This is a genomic window from Mucilaginibacter sp. AK015 (assembly GCF_014200785.1).
Classification (GTDB): domain Bacteria; phylum Bacteroidota; class Bacteroidia; order Sphingobacteriales; family Sphingobacteriaceae; genus Mucilaginibacter.
This window is the reverse complement of record NZ_JACHCV010000001.1, coordinates 571,245-587,105: the sequence shown is the minus strand read 5'-3', so window position 1 is coordinate 587,105 and position 15,861 is coordinate 571,245. Positions and strand designations below refer to the sequence as shown.

Genomic DNA, 15,861 nt, shown 5'->3' with positions numbered 1-15,861 from the left:
TTAGTAGGTACGTTTTAAAACTAATGCAAATTGCTACATTTGCTCAAATATTTTTCTAAATGGAAGTATCAGAAAACTTCAGGGTATTGCTGGATAACCCCCAACTTTTACCCGAGCTTAAGAACATTGCCGAGAAGGTACTTCATAACCAGCGCATCACTTTTGATGAAGGCGTTTTGCTTTACGAAAAAGCTGAACTGGGCTACCTGGGAGTACTTGCCAACTACATACGCGAACAAAAACACGGTGACAAAACTTATTTTAACCGTAACTTTCATATCGAGCCGACTAATCTTTGTGTTTACGATTGCAAATTTTGCTCCTACTCGCGCCTCATAAAACAACGTGCCGACGGGTGGGAATACACGATGCAGGAGATGCTCGACATTGTTAAAAAGTACGATGACCAACCCGTTACCGAAGTGCATATTGTAGGCGGGGTTTTACCGCAGTACGATGTAGCTTTTTACAGCGAACTATTCAGTAAAATAAAAGCCCACCGGCCGGATCTGCATGTAAAAGCTTTAACACCGGTAGAGTACCATTATATATTTAAAAAAGCTAAAATAGATTATGCTACCGGTATGAAGCTGATGAAGGATGCGGGCCTGGAATCGATACCGGGAGGAGGGGCGGAGATATTTCATCCTGAAGTGCGCGACTTGATAGCCAAAGATAAATGTACCGGCGACCAATGGCTGGCCATACACGAGGAGTGGCACAAACTGGGCATGCGATCTAACGCTACTATGCTTTACGGGCACATCGAAAAATTTTATCACCGGGTGGACCATATGGAACGCCTGCGCCAGTTACAGGACAGGACGGGGGGCTTCCAAACCTTTATCCCGCTGAAATTCCGCAACCGCGATAACCAGATGAGTAACGTGCCCGAATCAACCGTTGTAGAAGATCTGCGCAACTACGCCATAGCGCGCATTTATCTTGATAACTTTGACCATATAAAAGCCTATTGGGCCATGATAAGCCGCACCACCGCGCAGCTATCGCTAAATTTCGGGGTTGATGATATAGACGGCACGCTTGACGATACCACCAAAATATACTCGATGGCGGGTGCCGAAGAACAAAAACCGGCCATGAGTACAAAAGAACTGGTTGACCTGATAAAGCATGCGGGCCGTTACCCCATAGAGCGCGATACGCTTTACAATGTGATTACCGATTATAACGACTACCAGTTTGCCGAAGAAGCAAAACCGCGCTTTTATAAATTGCCGGTTATTAATTAGTTTATTGGTCTGTTGGTTCACTGGTTCATTAGCTCATTTATTCATTGGTACTTACCAATAAACTAATGAGATAGTTAGCCAACATCCGAACCAATGAACTGATGAACAATTGAACTAATGAACAATGATTCAAAAAACATTATATATAACACGCCACGGCCAAACCGACCTTAACAAACAAGGCATTGTGCAGGGCCGCGGGCGCGATACCGATCTGAACGATGAAGGCCGCCGCCAGGCAAACCAATTTTATGAGGCTTATAAAGATATACCTTTTGATAAGATTTATGTATCAGCTTTAAAACGCACGCAGCAAAGCGTACAGCAATTTATTGACCTGGGCATCCCTTATCAGAAACTATCGGGTCTTGACGAGCTGGCCTGGGGAGTACACGAAGGACAAGCCGCTACGCCCGATACCAAAGCCGCTTTTTTACAATTAATGCGCGACTGGCTGGATGGTAAGCTGGATGAAAAATTTGAGGGCGGCGAAAGCCCTAACGAGGTAAAAGAAAGACAGCTAAAGGCACTTGAAATCATCATGAGCCATCCCGAAGAAAAAACGGTGCTGATATGTATGCATGGCCGCGCGCTGCGCTTGCTAATGTGCGTACTTACTAATCAGCCGCTTACCCAAATGGATAATTTTCCGCACCAGAACCTTGTGCTGTATAAGGTTACCTACGATGGCGCCACCTTTACAATTGCAGAAGCAAACAATGCCAAACATTTAAAAAACGATTAGAGAGAACGATACGTGAATAAGATAAAAATTTCTGCCGTTAGCTACACTAACACCAAACCCTTTTTATACGGATTACAACACTCGGCGGTTAAGGACAGGATAGACCTGAGCCTGGATATGCCATCTGACTGTGCTCAAAAGTTAATTGATAACGTGGTTGATATTGGTTTAATACCCGTAGCCGCTACCTTAAGTTTGCCTCAGTGGGAGATTGTATCTAATTATTGCATTGGCGCTGTGGGCGCGGTAAACTCCGTGTTCATTTTCAGCAATTGCGATATCAGGGATGTAAAGCAGATACAGCTGGACCCCGAATCGCGCAGCTCAAATAACCTGGCACTTGTGCTGCTAAAAAACTATTGGAAGGTACAGCCCGGCCTGATCAAAAACGCGCCCGATTACGCGGCATCGGCCGATGAGCACACCGCCTTTGTACAAATAGGCGACCGCACTTTTGGCAAAACAGAACAATATAAATACGTTTACGACCTTGCTGCAGAGTGGCAAAAGTTTACCGGCCTGCCGTTTGTATTTGCTGCCTGGATAGCCAACAAACCCATCCCGGCCGATTTTATTAAAGAATTTAATGAGGCTTTAAGGTACGGACTGGCGCATCGCCCCGAGCTTTTAAAAGAATTGCCTCAGCGGGCCGATTTCGACCTGCAGGATTACCTGATGCACCGCCTGGACTTTGACCTGACCGAGGATAAAAAGAAAGCTTTGTATCTGTTTTTGAATTATATAAAGGCGCTGTAAGGTTGTCATAGTGAACTTGTAGAACCAATACCAGTATAAGTATTTAACAAGGTCAGACTAACATTCTTTTCGGACAAAAATTCATCTTCTTAAAACCATATTCATTATTTGGCATTGCTCATATAATTGATAGGTTATGAAAACACAAAAAAATTTGAAGGGGCAGGTTGCCATTGTAACCGGCGCGGATAGCGGTATAGGCCAGGCGGTAGCCATTGCCATGGGGCAGGCGGGGGCTAAAGTGCTTATTAACCATATCGGCCAGCACGACAAAGCCGATGAAGTGGTTAAACAGATCACCAAAGCTGGCGGAAAGGCATTTGAGTTTCATGCCGATGTAGGCAACGAACGCGAAGTACAGGCAATGTTTGCAGCTGTTATAAAAAAGTACGGCAGGTTGGATATAATGGTAAATAACGCCGGTTTACAAAAAGACGCAAGCCTGATTGACATGACCCTTGATGACTGGAACACCGTTATCAATACCAACTTAACCGGGCAGTTTCTGTGCTCGCGCGAGGCCGCAAAATTATTTATCGAACAAGGAGTAGAGGACGGCGTTAGCTGCGCCGCCGGCAAGATCATTTGCATGAGCAGCGTGCACGAAGTTATCCCCTGGGCCGGACATGTAAACTACGCAGCCAGTAAGGGCGGCATAGGTATGTTTATGAAAAGCATAGCCCAGGAGCTGGCGCCGCACAAAATTCGAGTGGTAGGGATCAGTCCGGGCGCGATACAAACGCCCATCAACCAAGAGGCCTGGGAAACACAAAAAGCACTTGATAAACTTTTAACGCTAATCCCGTACAACCGCATTGGCCAGCCCGGGGATATCGGCAAACTGGCTGTTTGGCTGGCATCAGACGAAGCAGATTACATCACCGGTACTTCCATTTTTATAGATGGCGGCATGACATTGTACCCGGGTTTTGCAGATAATGGATAAAAATCGTCATCAAAAAGTCACAAACACCGGTCTTCTTAATATTAAATTAACTTAGTGTACTAATTACAATAAGTATCGCATGTTTTTATTGACATATTGTTAAAAGTACACTATCTAATTGTTTGGATTTTTTGATTTTGATTAAAAACGGTGTAATATTATCAAATATTTATAAAAATTAGCTTAAATTATAACTTTATTCAACAACTGGCTATATTTGTTGCATAATTTAAAATTTAAGCTCATGAAAAAGTTATTTATATCAACCGCTATCGCAGCATTGTTCACAGTGAATGTTTTTGCTGCAAACACAATTACCAAAACCGAAGATGGTTCTGAGAATGTATCAAACGTTGTTACTTCAAAATTCAATAATGACTTTGCACGTGCAGAAGGCGTTACCTGGAAAGTTAGCCCCAAATTTCAGAAAGCTACCTTCACTATCGACGGTGTAAAAAAATCGGCCTTTTATAACCTTAGGGGCGAGTTGATAGGTGTGACCGAGAATGTACAATTCAGGGTGCTTCCTGAAAAAGCAAGAAAAGAAATTGCCCAAAAATACGAAGGTTATTTTGCTAATGAAGTAATTAAACTTGATAACGGTGACGACAGCTTTGATTCGATCACCTATTTTGTTGATCTTAAAAGCAGCAAAGAGGAAGTTTTGGTAAGGGTTACACCATCTGCCGGTGTTTACTTCTTTCAGCAGGTGAAATAATATTGCTCCTGTTTATACAGGTTAAAAAGTCATTAGCTTTTGCTGATGACTTTTTTATTTAATATCATTTTTTTATTATTATTAACTTAATAATAATTTTATTTGGTTATACAATAATTTTATATATTTGATACAGATAGTTGTACGTTCTACATTGATTATTAAACCATTTTTATACTCAGTTGAATAACTACTGATCTTAACGCAATTTTTAATACGCTTATAATATTATTATGAAAACTGGAAAAGTAAAATGGTTTAACACACAAAAAGGTTACGGATTTATCATTACAGACGATGGTAAAGACCTGTTTGTTCACTTTAAAGATGTACAGGGCGGTGTAAATGCAATTAAAGACAACGATAACGTTGAATACGAAGAAGAAGAAGGACGTAAAGGCCTGCAGGCGGTAAACGTTAAAAAAGTTTAATAAACGCCCTGCCACGATATAAACCCCTGTTTACACAAACAGGGGTTTTTTTGTGCGGATAATTTGTTTTTTACACGCATTTTATACCTTAGCCTAACTAATTATATTTCATCCTGACCATGACTGATATCGCCCCGGCAAAACTCACCCGCAATGCCATTTTCCTGGTACTGGTAGCCTCGCTTGGCTATTTTGTTGACATTTACGACCTGCTGGTTTTCTCGATAGTTCGTAAAGCCAGTTTGCATGATATTGGCGTTAGCGAGGCGGACATTATGCCCAAAGGCCAGTTTATAATAAATGTGCAAATGTTCGGGCTGCTTTTGGGCGGCTTGCTTTGGGGCATTATAGGCGATAAGCTTGGCCGTATAAAAGTATTGTTTGGCTCCATATTGATGTACTCTATAGCCAACTTCGCCAATGCTTATGTAAGCGATGTAAATACTTATGCTATTATACGCTTCGTAGCAGGCATAGGCCTTGCGGGCGAATTAGGGGCAGGCATCACCCTGGTTACCGAAACCTTAAGCAAAGAGAAGCGCGGTTACGGCACCATGATCGTGGCGGTAATAGGTTTGTTTGGCGCGGCTGCGGCTTACGCGGTGGCCAAAAACGGCTGGCAGCATGCCTATATGGTAGGCGGCGGTCTGGGTATTGTGTTACTGCTGCTTCGGGTGGGTACATTTGAATCGGGCATGTTTAACAGTGTAAAGCAGAGCGGGGTGTCAAAAGGCAACTTTTTTATGCTGTTTACCAATGCAGACCGGTTTAAAAAATATCTTTATTGTATTTTAATAGGAGCGCCGCTTTGGTACGTGGTTGGCGTATTGGTAACCCTTTCGCCCGAGTTTGGCAAGGCCCTGGGTGCTGCCGAACCCCTTAGCGCAGGCGAGGGAGTATTATACAGCTACATCGGTATTGCCATAGGCGATATTTTTGCCGGTGTGCTGTCGCAGGTTACCAAATCGCGTAAGCTAACCATGGCTGTGTTTCTGATAATATCTGTGGTTAGCGCGTTTATGTACCTGGGTTCAAAGGGTATCACACACGATAGATTTGTATGGATATGCTTCTTTATGGGCTGCACTGTTGGCTACTGGGCCACGTTTGTAACCATAGCTGCCGAACAGTTTGGTACCAATATCCGCTCAACCGTAACAACCACAGTACCTAATTTTGTAAGGGGATCGTTAATACCCATTAATATGGCTTTTAATGCCTTTGTAGTACATTATGGCATGGTTACCAGCGGTTATATCATGATGGTTATTTTGACGCTGATTGCGTTGTTCTCGCTTAGCCAGTTAAAAGAAACTTTTGGTAAGGACCTGGACTACATTGAGGAAGAAGCAGGGATCAGTTAATTAGTGCTTACTTGCGCGATTATTTTAGCTTGCAAAGTCAAATACTCCTTACTTAACAACTAATTTAACTATTCACTACATTTGCGACGATGATAAGTAAGGAACAGATAGCGGCGGATTATAAACAGATACAGGATGAGATATGTGCTGCCCTGGAAGCCACAGACGGCAAATCGGTTTTTGAAGAAGAACTTTGGGAACGTGAAGGGGGCGGGGGCGGGCGCACCAGGGTTATCCAGAATGGCAATATATTCGAAAAGGGCGGCGTAAACTTTTCGGCCGTACACGGCCAGTTGCCGCATACCGTTAAAAAAGCGTTAAACGTAGAGCAGGACGACTTTTTCGCTACAGGTATATCCATCGTTATCCATCCAAACCACCCGCTGGTGCCTATCATCCACATGAACATCAGGTACTTCGAAATGCCTTCATCGTTTAACGCCGATACCCCGCCCGTACGTTGGTTTGGCGGTGGCATAGACCTTACCCCGCATTATGTTATTGAAGATGATGCCCGTTTTTTTCACTCACAGTTAAAGCAGGTTTGCGACCGGTTCAACGCCGATTTTTACGAGCGCTTTAAAACATGGGCCGATAACTACTTTTACATCAAACATCGCGACGAAACGCGTGGAATAGGCGGCATATTTTATGACCGCTTAACCGAAAACGACGACATTACCTGGAAAACCGTTTTTGAGTTCTCAAAAGCGGTGGGCCGTTCTTTTGCGCCAATTTATACCGAACTGGTTAACCGCAGCCGTGATAAGCAGTTTACGCCCGAACAGCAGCAATGGCAGTACCAGCGCCGCAGCCGTTATACCGAATTTAACCTGGTGTACGATGCCGGCACCAAATTCGGGCTGGAAACCAACGGCCGTATCGAATCGATACTGATGAGCCTGCCGCCAACCGCCAAATGGGTTTATAACTACCAGCCGCAGCCCGGCAGCGAAGAAGAGAAGACATTATCGTTATTAACAAAGGGTATCAACTGGGTATAAGCATGTTTAAAAGAATAATACCAGCTATAGTGTTGTTTATGGCCTTATCAGCATTTGATGTCACAGATACGCTTACCGGCACCTGGCAGTATAGCGGCGGCGTATACAACGGCAAAGCCGAGCCCGCCCCCAAAGATTACACACTGCAGCGCCAATATAACGAGGCACACTATACCGCCCTTCTTTTAGAAAAAGGAGAGCAGCCCTTCCCTTATGAAAAGGGAGATTACGTGCTAAAGCAGGATACCTGTTTTGAAACCCAGACGTTTAGCGCTCAACCCTCTAAAGTGCTCAACATCGCCATTAAATACCGCTACCGCATCCATAATGATACGCTCACTTTTAGCGGCGTTTTGCCCAACGGCACATCCGTGCAGGAAGATTGGAAAAGGGTAAAATAAAACACGTTTTTATGAAACGTAACAATACTGTGCTTTTATGCTAAAAAACGTGGAAAACAAGTATAAATGTTAGTAAAAAAGCCACCTTATTACGTATAATTTCTTAACTTCGCAGGTCATATAAAAACACATTTTTTATACGCATTTACTGTTTAGATTTTCCACTAAGAAAAACCAATGGCTGAAGAAACCGAAAACGACAATTCGCACCAAGAAGACAGAATAATTTCGATAAATATTGATGAAGAAATGCGATCGGCTTACATTGATTATTCAATGTCGGTTATCGTATCAAGGGCGCTGCCCGATGTGCGCGACGGCTTAAAACCCGTTCACAGGCGGGTGTTATACGGGATGCTTGATCTGGGCCTTGCAAACAACAAATCTTACAAAAAATCGGCCCGTATAGTGGGTGAGGTATTGGGTAAGTATCACCCGCACGGCGATACGTCTGTGTACGACGCCATGGTACGTATGGCGCAAGACTGGAGCCTGCGCTACCCCTTTGTTGAGGGTCAGGGTAACTACGGATCAATTGACGGCGACCAGCCTGCGGCAATGCGTTATACCGAGGCAAAGCTGCAAAAGATTGCCGAGGAGATGCTGGCCGATATCAACAAGGATACCATCGACTTTCAGCTAAACTTTGATGATTCACTGCAGGAGCCAACCGTATTGCCGGCAAAATTCCCTAACCTTTTGGTTAACGGAGCATCGGGTATTGCGGTAGGTATGGCCACCAACATGGCGCCGCATAATCTAACAGAGATAATTAACGCTACCATAGCGCTGATAGATAACCGTCAGATTGAGGTAAGCGAGCTGATGACCTATGTTAAAGGGCCCGATTTTCCTACAGGGGGTATTATATATGGTTACGAAGGCCCGCGCCAGGCGCTTGAAACAGGCCGTGGCCGTATTGTGATACGCGCACGTGCCGAGATTGAAACCTACGGCAGCGACCGCGAGCGTATCATTGTAAGCGAAATACCTTACCAGGTGAACAAGGCGCTGATGATAGAGCGTACTGCCGAGCTGGTAAACGAGAAAAAAATAGAAGGCATATCGGCCATTCGCGACGAAAGTAACCGTGAGGGCATACGTGTTGTTTACGAGATAAAACGCGATTCGAACGCGGCTATCGTATTAAACAATCTGTATAAATATACGGCGTTGCAAACCTCATTCAGCGTAAACAATATCGCGCTGGTACACGGCCGCCCAATGCTGCTTAACTTAAAAGATCTCATACATCATTTTGTTGAGCACAGGCACGAGGTTGTTATTCGCCGTACGAAGTTTGAATTAGCGGAAGCCGAAAAACGCGCGCATATTTTAGAAGGTTTATTGATAGCCCTCGATCATATCGAGGAAGTTATTAAGCTTATACGTGCCTCATCTACGCCCGATGAGGCGAAGGAAGGTTTAATGAGCCAGTTTGGCTTGAGCGATATACAGGCACGTGCCATATTGGATATGACCTTAAGGCGTTTAACCGGCCTTGAGCGCGATAAGATCCGGGATGAGTACGACGCCCTGATGAAAACCATCGAACACTTAAAATCCATTCTTGCCGACGAAGGCCTGCGTATGCAGATCATCAAAGACGAACTCGCCGAGATAAGGGATAAATACGGTGATGAGCGCAAAACCGAAATGGTACACTCATCTGCAGAAATGCAAACCGAAGACTTTATTGAGGACGAGGATGTTGTAATTACCATATCGCGCGAAGGTTACATTAAGCGTACTTCGCTAACCGAATACCGCAGGCAGGGCAGAGGTGGTAAGGGATCGTTGGGCAGCAATAGCCGCGATGCCGACTTTATTGAGCACCTGCTGATTGCAAGTAACCACAATTATATGCTGTTCTTCACCGAGAGCGGCCAATGTTTCTGGTTGCGTGTATTTGAAATTCCGGAAGGTACCCGCACATCCAAGGGCAGGGCTATTCAGAATATAATCAATATCCCTAAAGAAGAGAATATTAAGGCTTATATCAAGCTTAAATCCCTTAAGGATAAAGAATACTTGGAGAACAACTTTATTATAATGTGCACTCGCAAAGGTGTTATCAAGAAAACATCTTTAGAGGCTTACTCACGCCCGCGTGCTAATGGTATCAATGCTATCAACATCAACGATGGCGACTCGTTGCTTGAAGCAACATTAACTACGGGTAGCAGCGAAATTGTTATGGCGCTGCAATCAGGCCGTGCCATACGCTTTAACGAATCTACTGTTAGGCCAATGGGGCGTACCGCCACCGGCGTACGCGGAATTAGCTTAGACAGCGAAAAAGACGAAGTAGTGGGTATGATAGCCATTGACGATAAGGAAACAACTGTATTGGTAGTATCTGAAAAAGGTTACGGTAAACGCACCGATATAGACGACTACAGGGTTACCAATCGCGGTGGTAAAGGGGTAAAAACACTCAACATTACTGAAAAAACCGGAAACCTTGTTGCCATAAAAGGTGTTACTGATAAAGAAGATCTGATGATCATCAATAAATCGGGTATTATTATACGTATAGCGATAAGCGAATTGCGTACAATGGGCCGCGCCACGCAAGGGGTAAGGCTGATTACCCTGAAAGGTAACGACGAGATAGCATCGGTTGCTAAAGTAGAGCATGATGAAGATGAGGAATTGGACGAAGCGGTATTGGCAGAAGCGGCAGAAGATAAAGTAATTGCCGATGAAATTGATGCCGATGTGCTTTCGGAAACCCCAGATGCCCCGATAAAACCGGATACTGAAATTGATACAGCTAACGCAGACGACGAATCTGCCGATGATGACCAAACTGAATAATAATGCAGCAAAGCCGAAAAATCAGGTTATTGATTTTAGCGTTGTTTACCACATCTGTTGCCTTCGGCCAGTCCGAGGCATTAAAGACTGTGGTAAACAATCTTGCTTTTTATAAGCAAAAAGGAGATCTTAAATTTTTATCGAGCGCCAAAAAATCCGCGGATAGTTTGGTTGTAACTAAAAAGGATTCTGCCGATCTGGAGAAGAACGTGTACCGCATTATAGTGAACTCCAGCATACTTTACACCGATTCGCTGAACACCTTAGGCCAGCCCGAAACCTTTCTTGACCAAACTGCAGCTTTGTATGATAAATTTGCGGAAAGGAGCAAAATATATAAGTACCAGCCTGAGATGGATTATGCAAAGCGCTGTATTGCAAATGTTTATATTCGAAAAGGGTTCGCTTTAACCAAAAATAACGATTTCAAAAACGCTGCTGAGGCTTTTCAGAAAGCAAAAAAGTATGCCCCGGCCCATAAACAAATAAACGCCTATATAGCCTATGCCAACAATAAGCTTGGCAACCTTCAGGATGCGGCGAAGTATTATTCGAACCTGATAAATACCGATAGCACAAAATTAGAGTATCTGGAAACAGCCTCGGCCATTTACAAGTCGCTTGGCGATACCGCAAAAGCACTTGAAATTGTTAAAAAGGGTAGGCGATTGCTTCCGCAAAACAAGCAGCTTTTGCACGATGAAGCGAATATCTATAATAACAAAAGGGATTATAAAGCGTTAGAACCACTGCTGGTGCCACTGATTGAAAATAATGCAACTAACCCTGAGATTACTTTTGTAGCGGCAAATTGTTATGACAATTTAAACCAATACGACAAAGCGGAGTCGTTATACCTGCGCACCATTGAGTTAAATGTATCTGCTTATGAGCCCGTATTTAATTTAGGCTTATTGTATTTCAAAAAAAGTACTTTAAAAAATAACAATGACGATAAAAATATAACAAGTGCTATATTGTGGCTTGAGAAAGCCAATGAAATGGCGCCTACAGATAAAAAATGCCTTGAGCTTTTACAACTGGCATATACAAAAACCGGAAACCAGAACCAGTTAGAAAGGGTTAACAGCCGGTTAGAACAGTTAAACTAACACACTAAACACTATAATGTTACCGCAACTATGCCGTAACATCAATTACCAATTTAAAACACACCAAATGAAAATTAAATTTTTGATGACGGGCATTTTAGCCTGCTTAACGGCAACAACCTTTGCACAAAAGGGCGAGTTGAATACCGCACAATCAGAATATGAGAAGTATGTGGGCCTGAAATCGCAACCCGCTTTAGCTATGCCAAGCCTTACCAAGGCCAGGCAGGCGATAGATAAGGCAGCTGCAAACGAAAAAACGGCTAATTTACCCCAAACCTATGCAGTTAAGGCGGGTATCTATGGTTCTTTGGCCGAATTGGATACCGTTGCAACTACTTCGCTGCCATTGTTTAATACAGCCGCCGAAGCGTTGAAAAAAGCAAAAGAACTTGATACAAAAGGCGAGAATAAACAGCTTATTGAAAATGCAGGGGTGGCCTTGGCAAGTTACCAGCTTAATAAAGGCGTAAAGGAATACCAATCGCAAAAGTATGACCTTGCGTACAAATCGTTTGATTTTTACCGTACCATAATGCCAGAGGATACTAACGCCATATTGTACACCGGTTTGGCAGCGTTAAATTCTAAGAACTATCCGGCCGCTATAAGCAATTACACTAAATTACTTACCACCAAATACTCAAAGGTGGAAAGTATGTACAGCGAACTTGCCAACGTATATTTAACCACTAAAGATACTGCCAACGCGTTGAAAACCGTTACCGAAGGTATTGCGAAATACCCGAATAACGCTGATCTGAGAAAGACTGAAATTGAAATCAGCCTAATGCAGGGAAAACAAAAAGAGGTGCTTGACAAAATTTTAAGCGCTATTGCCAACGATCCTAAAAACAAAGATTTATATTATTATGCAGGTTTAGTTTATTCACAGGTGGGTGATGTAGCGTCCCAAAAAATAGCTAAAGCTCCCGCGGCATCAAAAGCAGCTTTACAGGCAGAAAAAGATCAAAACTTCCAAAAAGCAGCCGAGATGTATAAAAAAGCTCTTGAGATTGATCCCAATTATTTTGAGGCAAACCTGAACATGGGCTACGTGATCATTTCGCCGGCAATTGAAGCATATAATGCCGCTAACAAACTGCCCAGCAACCAGCAAAAGGCTTACGATGCAGCAATGGCTAAAGCAAACGCCCAGTTCGACCTGGCCAAACCGTATTTGTTGAAAGCCGTGGAGTTGAACCCGAAATCGTACGATGCTTTAAATAATTTGCTTACTTATTATAAAGGCAAAAAGGATACTGCTAACATTGCTAAATTAAATGCGCAAATAAACGCTTTGCCTAAAAACTAACAATAGGGGTGTTAAAAATATAGAGCCTGCTTAAACAGGCTCTATATTCCAATCTTTTACTTAACATAATGTTAATTATGAGAATTAAAAAAATTCTGGTTTTTGTTAGTTCAGTATATTGTCAAATAGTTGCCTTCTTAATTATTTGAACCAATTTATGGTGTTTATTTCTCTAAACTTGTTTAAAAATTACTGCTATGGATTTAAAATTAAAAAATAAAACCGCGCTGGTTACCGGCTCAACCGCAGGTATTGGTTTTGCTATTGCAAAAGCGCTGGCTTTTGAAGGCGCTGAGGTATATATCAATGGTCGCGACAAAAATAAGGTAGACAAGGTTACACAAGAGCTTGTTTTAGCAACGGGAAATTCCAACATTAAAGGTATCGCAGCCGATTTTTCTGACAAACAACAGATTGATCAACTTTTGAAGCAATTGCCCGCAGTTGATATACTGATCAACAATGTTGGCATATTTGAGCCCAAAGCATTTCAAGATATAACAGACGACGACTGGTTTAAATTTTTTGAAGTAAATGTGTTAAGCGGCGTACGGCTTTCCAGGGTTTATTTTGATAAAATGCTCGAAAAAAACTGGGGCCGCATCATATTTATATCAAGCGAGTCTGCTGTGCAGATTCCTGCGGAAATGATTCATTACGGTATGACAAAAACCGCCCAGATAGCTGTTGCGCGCGGCCTTGCCGAACTTACTGTTGGTACTAAGGTAACCGTAAACAGCGTTTTACCCGGTCCAACTTTATCTGAGGGTGTTGACGGTTTTATGAAGGCATTGGCAGCCGACCAGGGTAAATCTGAGGCCGAGATGGAACAGGAATTTTTTACTAATATGCGTGGCACGTCATTAATAAAGCGCTTTATCATTCCTGAAGAGATCGCCAATATGGTGGCTTATATCGCAAGTCCGTTATCGTCAGCAACAAATGGGGCGGTTTTCCGCGCAGACGGCGGTGTTATCAAAACTGCATTTTAAATAAACGGCCCGCAGCATTGTGCTGCGGGCCGTTTATTTATCACATCAACCAATTACATAGGCTTAGTGGTGGTATCTTTTGTGGTCGTGTCTTTCCTCATAGTATCCATTTTGGCGCTATCAGGGGCTGGTGTAGCCATAGTAGCGGTCGAGTCAGTCATCGTGCTATCAGACCCGCCTGTTTTTTTCTCGGAACTGCAACCTGCTGCAATTGAACCGATCATCGTCGCGACCAGGGCGAAACTTAAAAATTGCTTTTTCATAATAGATATAGTTTTTTGAATTTGTGTTAGTTGTTATCAGTAGTTTACAACCACTCAATAACCGGTTTGTTTGTTAAAAGTTTACTTTATAAAGCAAACTATGTTCCAAAAAATGCTGATATTTAACGGTAATGGTAATCTCAGAGAACGCCTTGAAATGGATAATGCGCCTCTACCCCCCTCTCCTTTTTCAGCGGATCTGGGTGGCTGGTTTCGATAAGGGGTTTCGTGGCGTTAAGGTCAGGGTTTTTAAAAGCATCCTTAATAAAAATTATAATGGCTCAATTTTCGGCGGGACGATATTTGCGGCAGCAGATCCTTTTTACCCGGTATTATTCGACCGCGTGTTGAATACGCCCGGGCGCAGTTTACGGATATGGTCAAAATCATCAAAGATAGATTTTTTGAAACCCGCGTTATCCAGCCTTTGGTTTAATATAAAGCTAAGCGACGCGGATATTGACCTGGCCATACAAATGTTAAACACCACCGGCAAATACGAACAGTGTTTCCCGGTGGATATATATAATAAGAATAACGAAGTGTGCGTATCGATGATGAACGAGGTTTACATACGCGACCTTAATTTTACACCAGCAGCTACTTGATATTATGCCTGTATTTATGAATGATGAGGCCTTCGAAAAAAAGGGCTTCCTGATCTCTACCGATAAAACCTTGCTCGATTTTGATGTGATATTTAACTATCTTGACCAGCAGTCGTACTGGGCAACGCATATATCGCCCCAAAGGTTAAAAACAGCTATACAAAATTCGTTATGTTTTGGCGTTTATAAGGATGACGCACAGGTAGGTTTTGCGCGGGTAATAACGGATATGGCTACATTTGCTTACTTATGCGATGTGTTTGTACTGCCGGACTACAAGGGTAACGGTTTATCAAAGTGGATAATGCAAACGATAATGAACCACCCGGACCTGCAGGGGTTGCGCCGCTGGTCGTTAGCTACTCGGGATGCGCATGGCCTTTATCAACAATTCGGGTTTACACCACTTACAAACCCTGATCAATGGATGCAGATTTTTACGCCTTACAAAGCAGAATAACGGGAGAATTGAAATGAATTTAAAGCGACAGATTTTTGAAGGCGAAGGCGTATCTCTTGATTTTAAAAAAACGATCACAAGCTGCGAAAAAATAGCCAAAACAATGGTATCATTTGCCAATAACATTGGCGGCAGGCTCCTCATCGGCGTTTTGGACGATGGTACTATAAAAGGCGTAAAGGCGGAGGATGAAGAACGTTATATGATAACGCGTGCTGCCCATTTTTTTAGCCGGCCTGCGCTCGAGCCCGTTTTTGAGGAAGTTTATTTTGATGATAAGCTGGTGCTGATTGTAGATATACCAGAAAGTAAGGAAAAGCCCCATTACTCGCTTGCCGAGGACGGTAAATGGTGGGTTTACATCCGCGTAAAAGATAAAAGCGTACTCGCCAGCAAAGTAGTGGTTGATGTGCTAAAGCGATCTTCAGATGACAGCGGTGTACTGATAGAATATTCATCAAAAGAGAAAGCGCTTTTAGAGCACCTGGAGAAAGAAGACCGTATTACCGTAAAAGAGTTTTGTACTTTGTTAAATATCGGCCGCCGGCGGGCGCAGCGCATATTGGTCAACCTGGTGCTTTCGGGAGTACTGCGTGTGCATACTACTGAAAAAGAAGAGTTTTACACAGCCTCCTGAATTAGCGGGCTATTCGTTACTTTTGCCTCCCTTTGC

General features: G+C 43.1%; 17 protein-coding genes. 16 read left to right on the top strand and 1 reads right to left on the bottom strand.

The genetic code is table 11. From position 1 onward, the window contains the following. The first annotated feature begins 59 nt into the window (after positions 1 to 59). The 13 genes from mqnE to HDC91_RS02435 all read left to right on the top strand — a co-directional run bounded on the left by mqnE (position 60) and on the right by HDC91_RS02435 (position 13,857). A complete protein-coding gene (mqnE, locus tag HDC91_RS02495) occupies positions 60 to 1,253 on the top strand; it encodes an aminofutalosine synthase MqnE (protein WP_183548162.1) in 1,194 nt (397 codons plus the stop codon). A 124-nt stretch (positions 1,254 to 1,377) separates the two neighbouring features. Beyond that, positions 1,378 to 1,998: a histidine phosphatase family protein gene (locus HDC91_RS02490; RefSeq protein WP_183548160.1), complete on the top strand. Its 621-nt coding sequence runs from the start codon at positions 1,378 to 1,380 to the stop codon at positions 1,996 to 1,998. A gap of 12 nt (positions 1,999 to 2,010) precedes the next feature. Next, positions 2,011 to 2,754 (top strand): menaquinone biosynthesis protein, encoded by a 744-nt coding sequence (locus HDC91_RS02485; protein WP_183548158.1) that lies wholly within the window; start codon positions 2,011 to 2,013, stop codon positions 2,752 to 2,754. A gap of 136 nt (positions 2,755 to 2,890) precedes the next feature. Further along, positions 2,891 to 3,700: an SDR family oxidoreductase gene (locus tag HDC91_RS02480; protein ID WP_183548156.1), complete on the top strand. Its 810-nt coding sequence runs from the start codon at positions 2,891 to 2,893 to the stop codon at positions 3,698 to 3,700. Positions 3,701 to 3,944: 244 nt separating this feature from the next. Continuing rightward, positions 3,945 to 4,418: a hypothetical protein gene (locus HDC91_RS02475; protein ID WP_183548154.1), complete on the top strand. Its 474-nt coding sequence runs from the start codon at positions 3,945 to 3,947 to the stop codon at positions 4,416 to 4,418. Between the two features lie 233 nt (positions 4,419 to 4,651). After that, positions 4,652 to 4,849, top strand: coding sequence for a cold-shock protein (locus HDC91_RS02470; RefSeq protein WP_067061679.1), 198 nt, complete (start codon positions 4,652 to 4,654; stop codon positions 4,847 to 4,849). Between the two features lie 119 nt (positions 4,850 to 4,968). Next, positions 4,969 to 6,213: an MFS transporter gene (locus HDC91_RS02465; RefSeq protein ID WP_183548152.1), complete on the top strand. Its 1,245-nt coding sequence runs from the start codon at positions 4,969 to 4,971 to the stop codon at positions 6,211 to 6,213. Positions 6,214 to 6,302: 89 nt separating this feature from the next. Further along, positions 6,303 to 7,217, top strand: a complete 915-nt coding sequence (gene hemF, locus HDC91_RS02460) for an oxygen-dependent coproporphyrinogen oxidase (RefSeq protein WP_183548150.1) — start codon at positions 6,303 to 6,305, stop codon at positions 7,215 to 7,217. 2 nt (positions 7,218 to 7,219) lie between these two features. Beyond that, positions 7,220 to 7,618 carry a hypothetical protein gene (locus HDC91_RS02455; RefSeq protein ID WP_183548148.1) on the top strand — a complete coding sequence of 133 codons (399 nt, stop codon included), beginning with the start codon at positions 7,220 to 7,222 and terminating at the stop codon, positions 7,616 to 7,618. A 177-nt stretch (positions 7,619 to 7,795) separates the two neighbouring features. Next, positions 7,796 to 10,438 (top strand): DNA gyrase subunit A, encoded by a 2,643-nt coding sequence (gene gyrA, locus HDC91_RS02450; protein ID WP_183548147.1) that lies wholly within the window; start codon positions 7,796 to 7,798, stop codon positions 10,436 to 10,438. Between the two features lie 2 nt (positions 10,439 to 10,440). Continuing rightward, complete coding sequence (locus HDC91_RS02445) at positions 10,441 to 11,550, top strand: lipopolysaccharide assembly protein LapB (RefSeq protein WP_183548146.1); 1,110 nt, start codon at positions 10,441 to 10,443, stop codon at positions 11,548 to 11,550. 67 nt (positions 11,551 to 11,617) lie between these two features. Next, complete coding sequence (locus HDC91_RS02440) at positions 11,618 to 12,865, top strand: lipopolysaccharide assembly protein LapB (RefSeq protein WP_183548145.1); 1,248 nt, start codon at positions 11,618 to 11,620, stop codon at positions 12,863 to 12,865. Positions 12,866 to 13,062: 197 nt separating this feature from the next. Next, positions 13,063 to 13,857 carry an SDR family NAD(P)-dependent oxidoreductase gene (locus HDC91_RS02435; RefSeq protein ID WP_183548144.1) on the top strand — a complete coding sequence of 265 codons (795 nt, stop codon included), beginning with the start codon at positions 13,063 to 13,065 and terminating at the stop codon, positions 13,855 to 13,857. Between the two features lie 53 nt (positions 13,858 to 13,910). On the opposite strand, the gene HDC91_RS02430 is transcribed toward HDC91_RS02435, so the two are convergent. Then, positions 13,911 to 14,120, bottom strand: a complete 210-nt coding sequence (locus HDC91_RS02430; protein ID WP_162432389.1) for a hypothetical protein — start codon at positions 14,118 to 14,120, stop codon at positions 13,911 to 13,913. Between the two features lie 131 nt (positions 14,121 to 14,251). Between HDC91_RS02430 and HDC91_RS02425 the strand changes: the two genes are divergently transcribed. Genes HDC91_RS02425 through HDC91_RS02415 form a run of 3 tightly spaced genes read left to right on the top strand, consistent with a single transcriptional unit; the run spans position 14,252 to position 15,825 of the window. Next, positions 14,252 to 14,728, top strand: a complete 477-nt coding sequence (locus tag HDC91_RS02425) for a DUF4442 domain-containing protein (RefSeq protein WP_183548143.1) — start codon at positions 14,252 to 14,254, stop codon at positions 14,726 to 14,728. 4 nt (positions 14,729 to 14,732) lie between these two features. Beyond that, positions 14,733 to 15,188 (top strand): GNAT family N-acetyltransferase, encoded by a 456-nt coding sequence (locus HDC91_RS02420; protein ID WP_183548141.1) that lies wholly within the window; start codon positions 14,733 to 14,735, stop codon positions 15,186 to 15,188. 13 nt (positions 15,189 to 15,201) lie between these two features. Continuing rightward, the gene (locus HDC91_RS02415) at positions 15,202 to 15,825 is read left to right on the top strand and encodes a helix-turn-helix domain-containing protein (protein ID WP_162432392.1); all 624 of its coding nucleotides are present in this window, start codon (positions 15,202 to 15,204) and stop codon (positions 15,823 to 15,825) included. Positions 15,826 to 15,861 lie beyond the last annotated feature (36 nt).

What these genes read in the sequence shown, in the direction of transcription:
- mqnE (WP_183548162.1), top strand. Translation starts at nt 60, where the DNA reads ATGGAAGTATCAGAAAACTTCAGGGTATTGCTGGATAACCCCCAACTT.
- HDC91_RS02490 (WP_183548160.1), top strand. Translation starts at nt 1,378, where the DNA reads ATGATTCAAAAAACATTATATATAACACGCCACGGCCAAACCGACCTT.
- HDC91_RS02480 (WP_183548156.1), top strand. Translation starts at nt 2,891, where the DNA reads ATGAAAACACAAAAAAATTTGAAGGGGCAGGTTGCCATTGTAACCGGC.
- HDC91_RS02475 (WP_183548154.1), top strand. Translation starts at nt 3,945, where the DNA reads ATGAAAAAGTTATTTATATCAACCGCTATCGCAGCATTGTTCACAGTG.
- HDC91_RS02470 (WP_067061679.1), top strand. Translation starts at nt 4,652, where the DNA reads ATGAAAACTGGAAAAGTAAAATGGTTTAACACACAAAAAGGTTACGGA.
- HDC91_RS02465 (WP_183548152.1), top strand. Translation starts at nt 4,969, where the DNA reads ATGACTGATATCGCCCCGGCAAAACTCACCCGCAATGCCATTTTCCTG.
- hemF (WP_183548150.1), top strand. Translation starts at nt 6,303, where the DNA reads ATGATAAGTAAGGAACAGATAGCGGCGGATTATAAACAGATACAGGAT.
- HDC91_RS02455 (WP_183548148.1), top strand. Translation starts at nt 7,220, where the DNA reads ATGTTTAAAAGAATAATACCAGCTATAGTGTTGTTTATGGCCTTATCA.
- gyrA (WP_183548147.1), top strand. Translation starts at nt 7,796, where the DNA reads ATGGCTGAAGAAACCGAAAACGACAATTCGCACCAAGAAGACAGAATA.
- HDC91_RS02445 (WP_183548146.1), top strand. Translation starts at nt 10,441, where the DNA reads ATGCAGCAAAGCCGAAAAATCAGGTTATTGATTTTAGCGTTGTTTACC.
- HDC91_RS02440 (WP_183548145.1), top strand. Translation starts at nt 11,618, where the DNA reads ATGAAAATTAAATTTTTGATGACGGGCATTTTAGCCTGCTTAACGGCA.
- HDC91_RS02435 (WP_183548144.1), top strand. Translation starts at nt 13,063, where the DNA reads ATGGATTTAAAATTAAAAAATAAAACCGCGCTGGTTACCGGCTCAACC.
- HDC91_RS02430 (WP_162432389.1), bottom strand. Translation starts at nt 14,120, where the DNA reads ATGAAAAAGCAATTTTTAAGTTTCGCCCTGGTCGCGACGATGATCGGT.
- HDC91_RS02425 (WP_183548143.1), top strand. Translation starts at nt 14,252, where the DNA reads ATGGTAATCTCAGAGAACGCCTTGAAATGGATAATGCGCCTCTACCCC.
- HDC91_RS02420 (WP_183548141.1), top strand. Translation starts at nt 14,733, where the DNA reads ATGCCTGTATTTATGAATGATGAGGCCTTCGAAAAAAAGGGCTTCCTG.
- HDC91_RS02415 (WP_162432392.1), top strand. Translation starts at nt 15,202, where the DNA reads ATGAATTTAAAGCGACAGATTTTTGAAGGCGAAGGCGTATCTCTTGAT.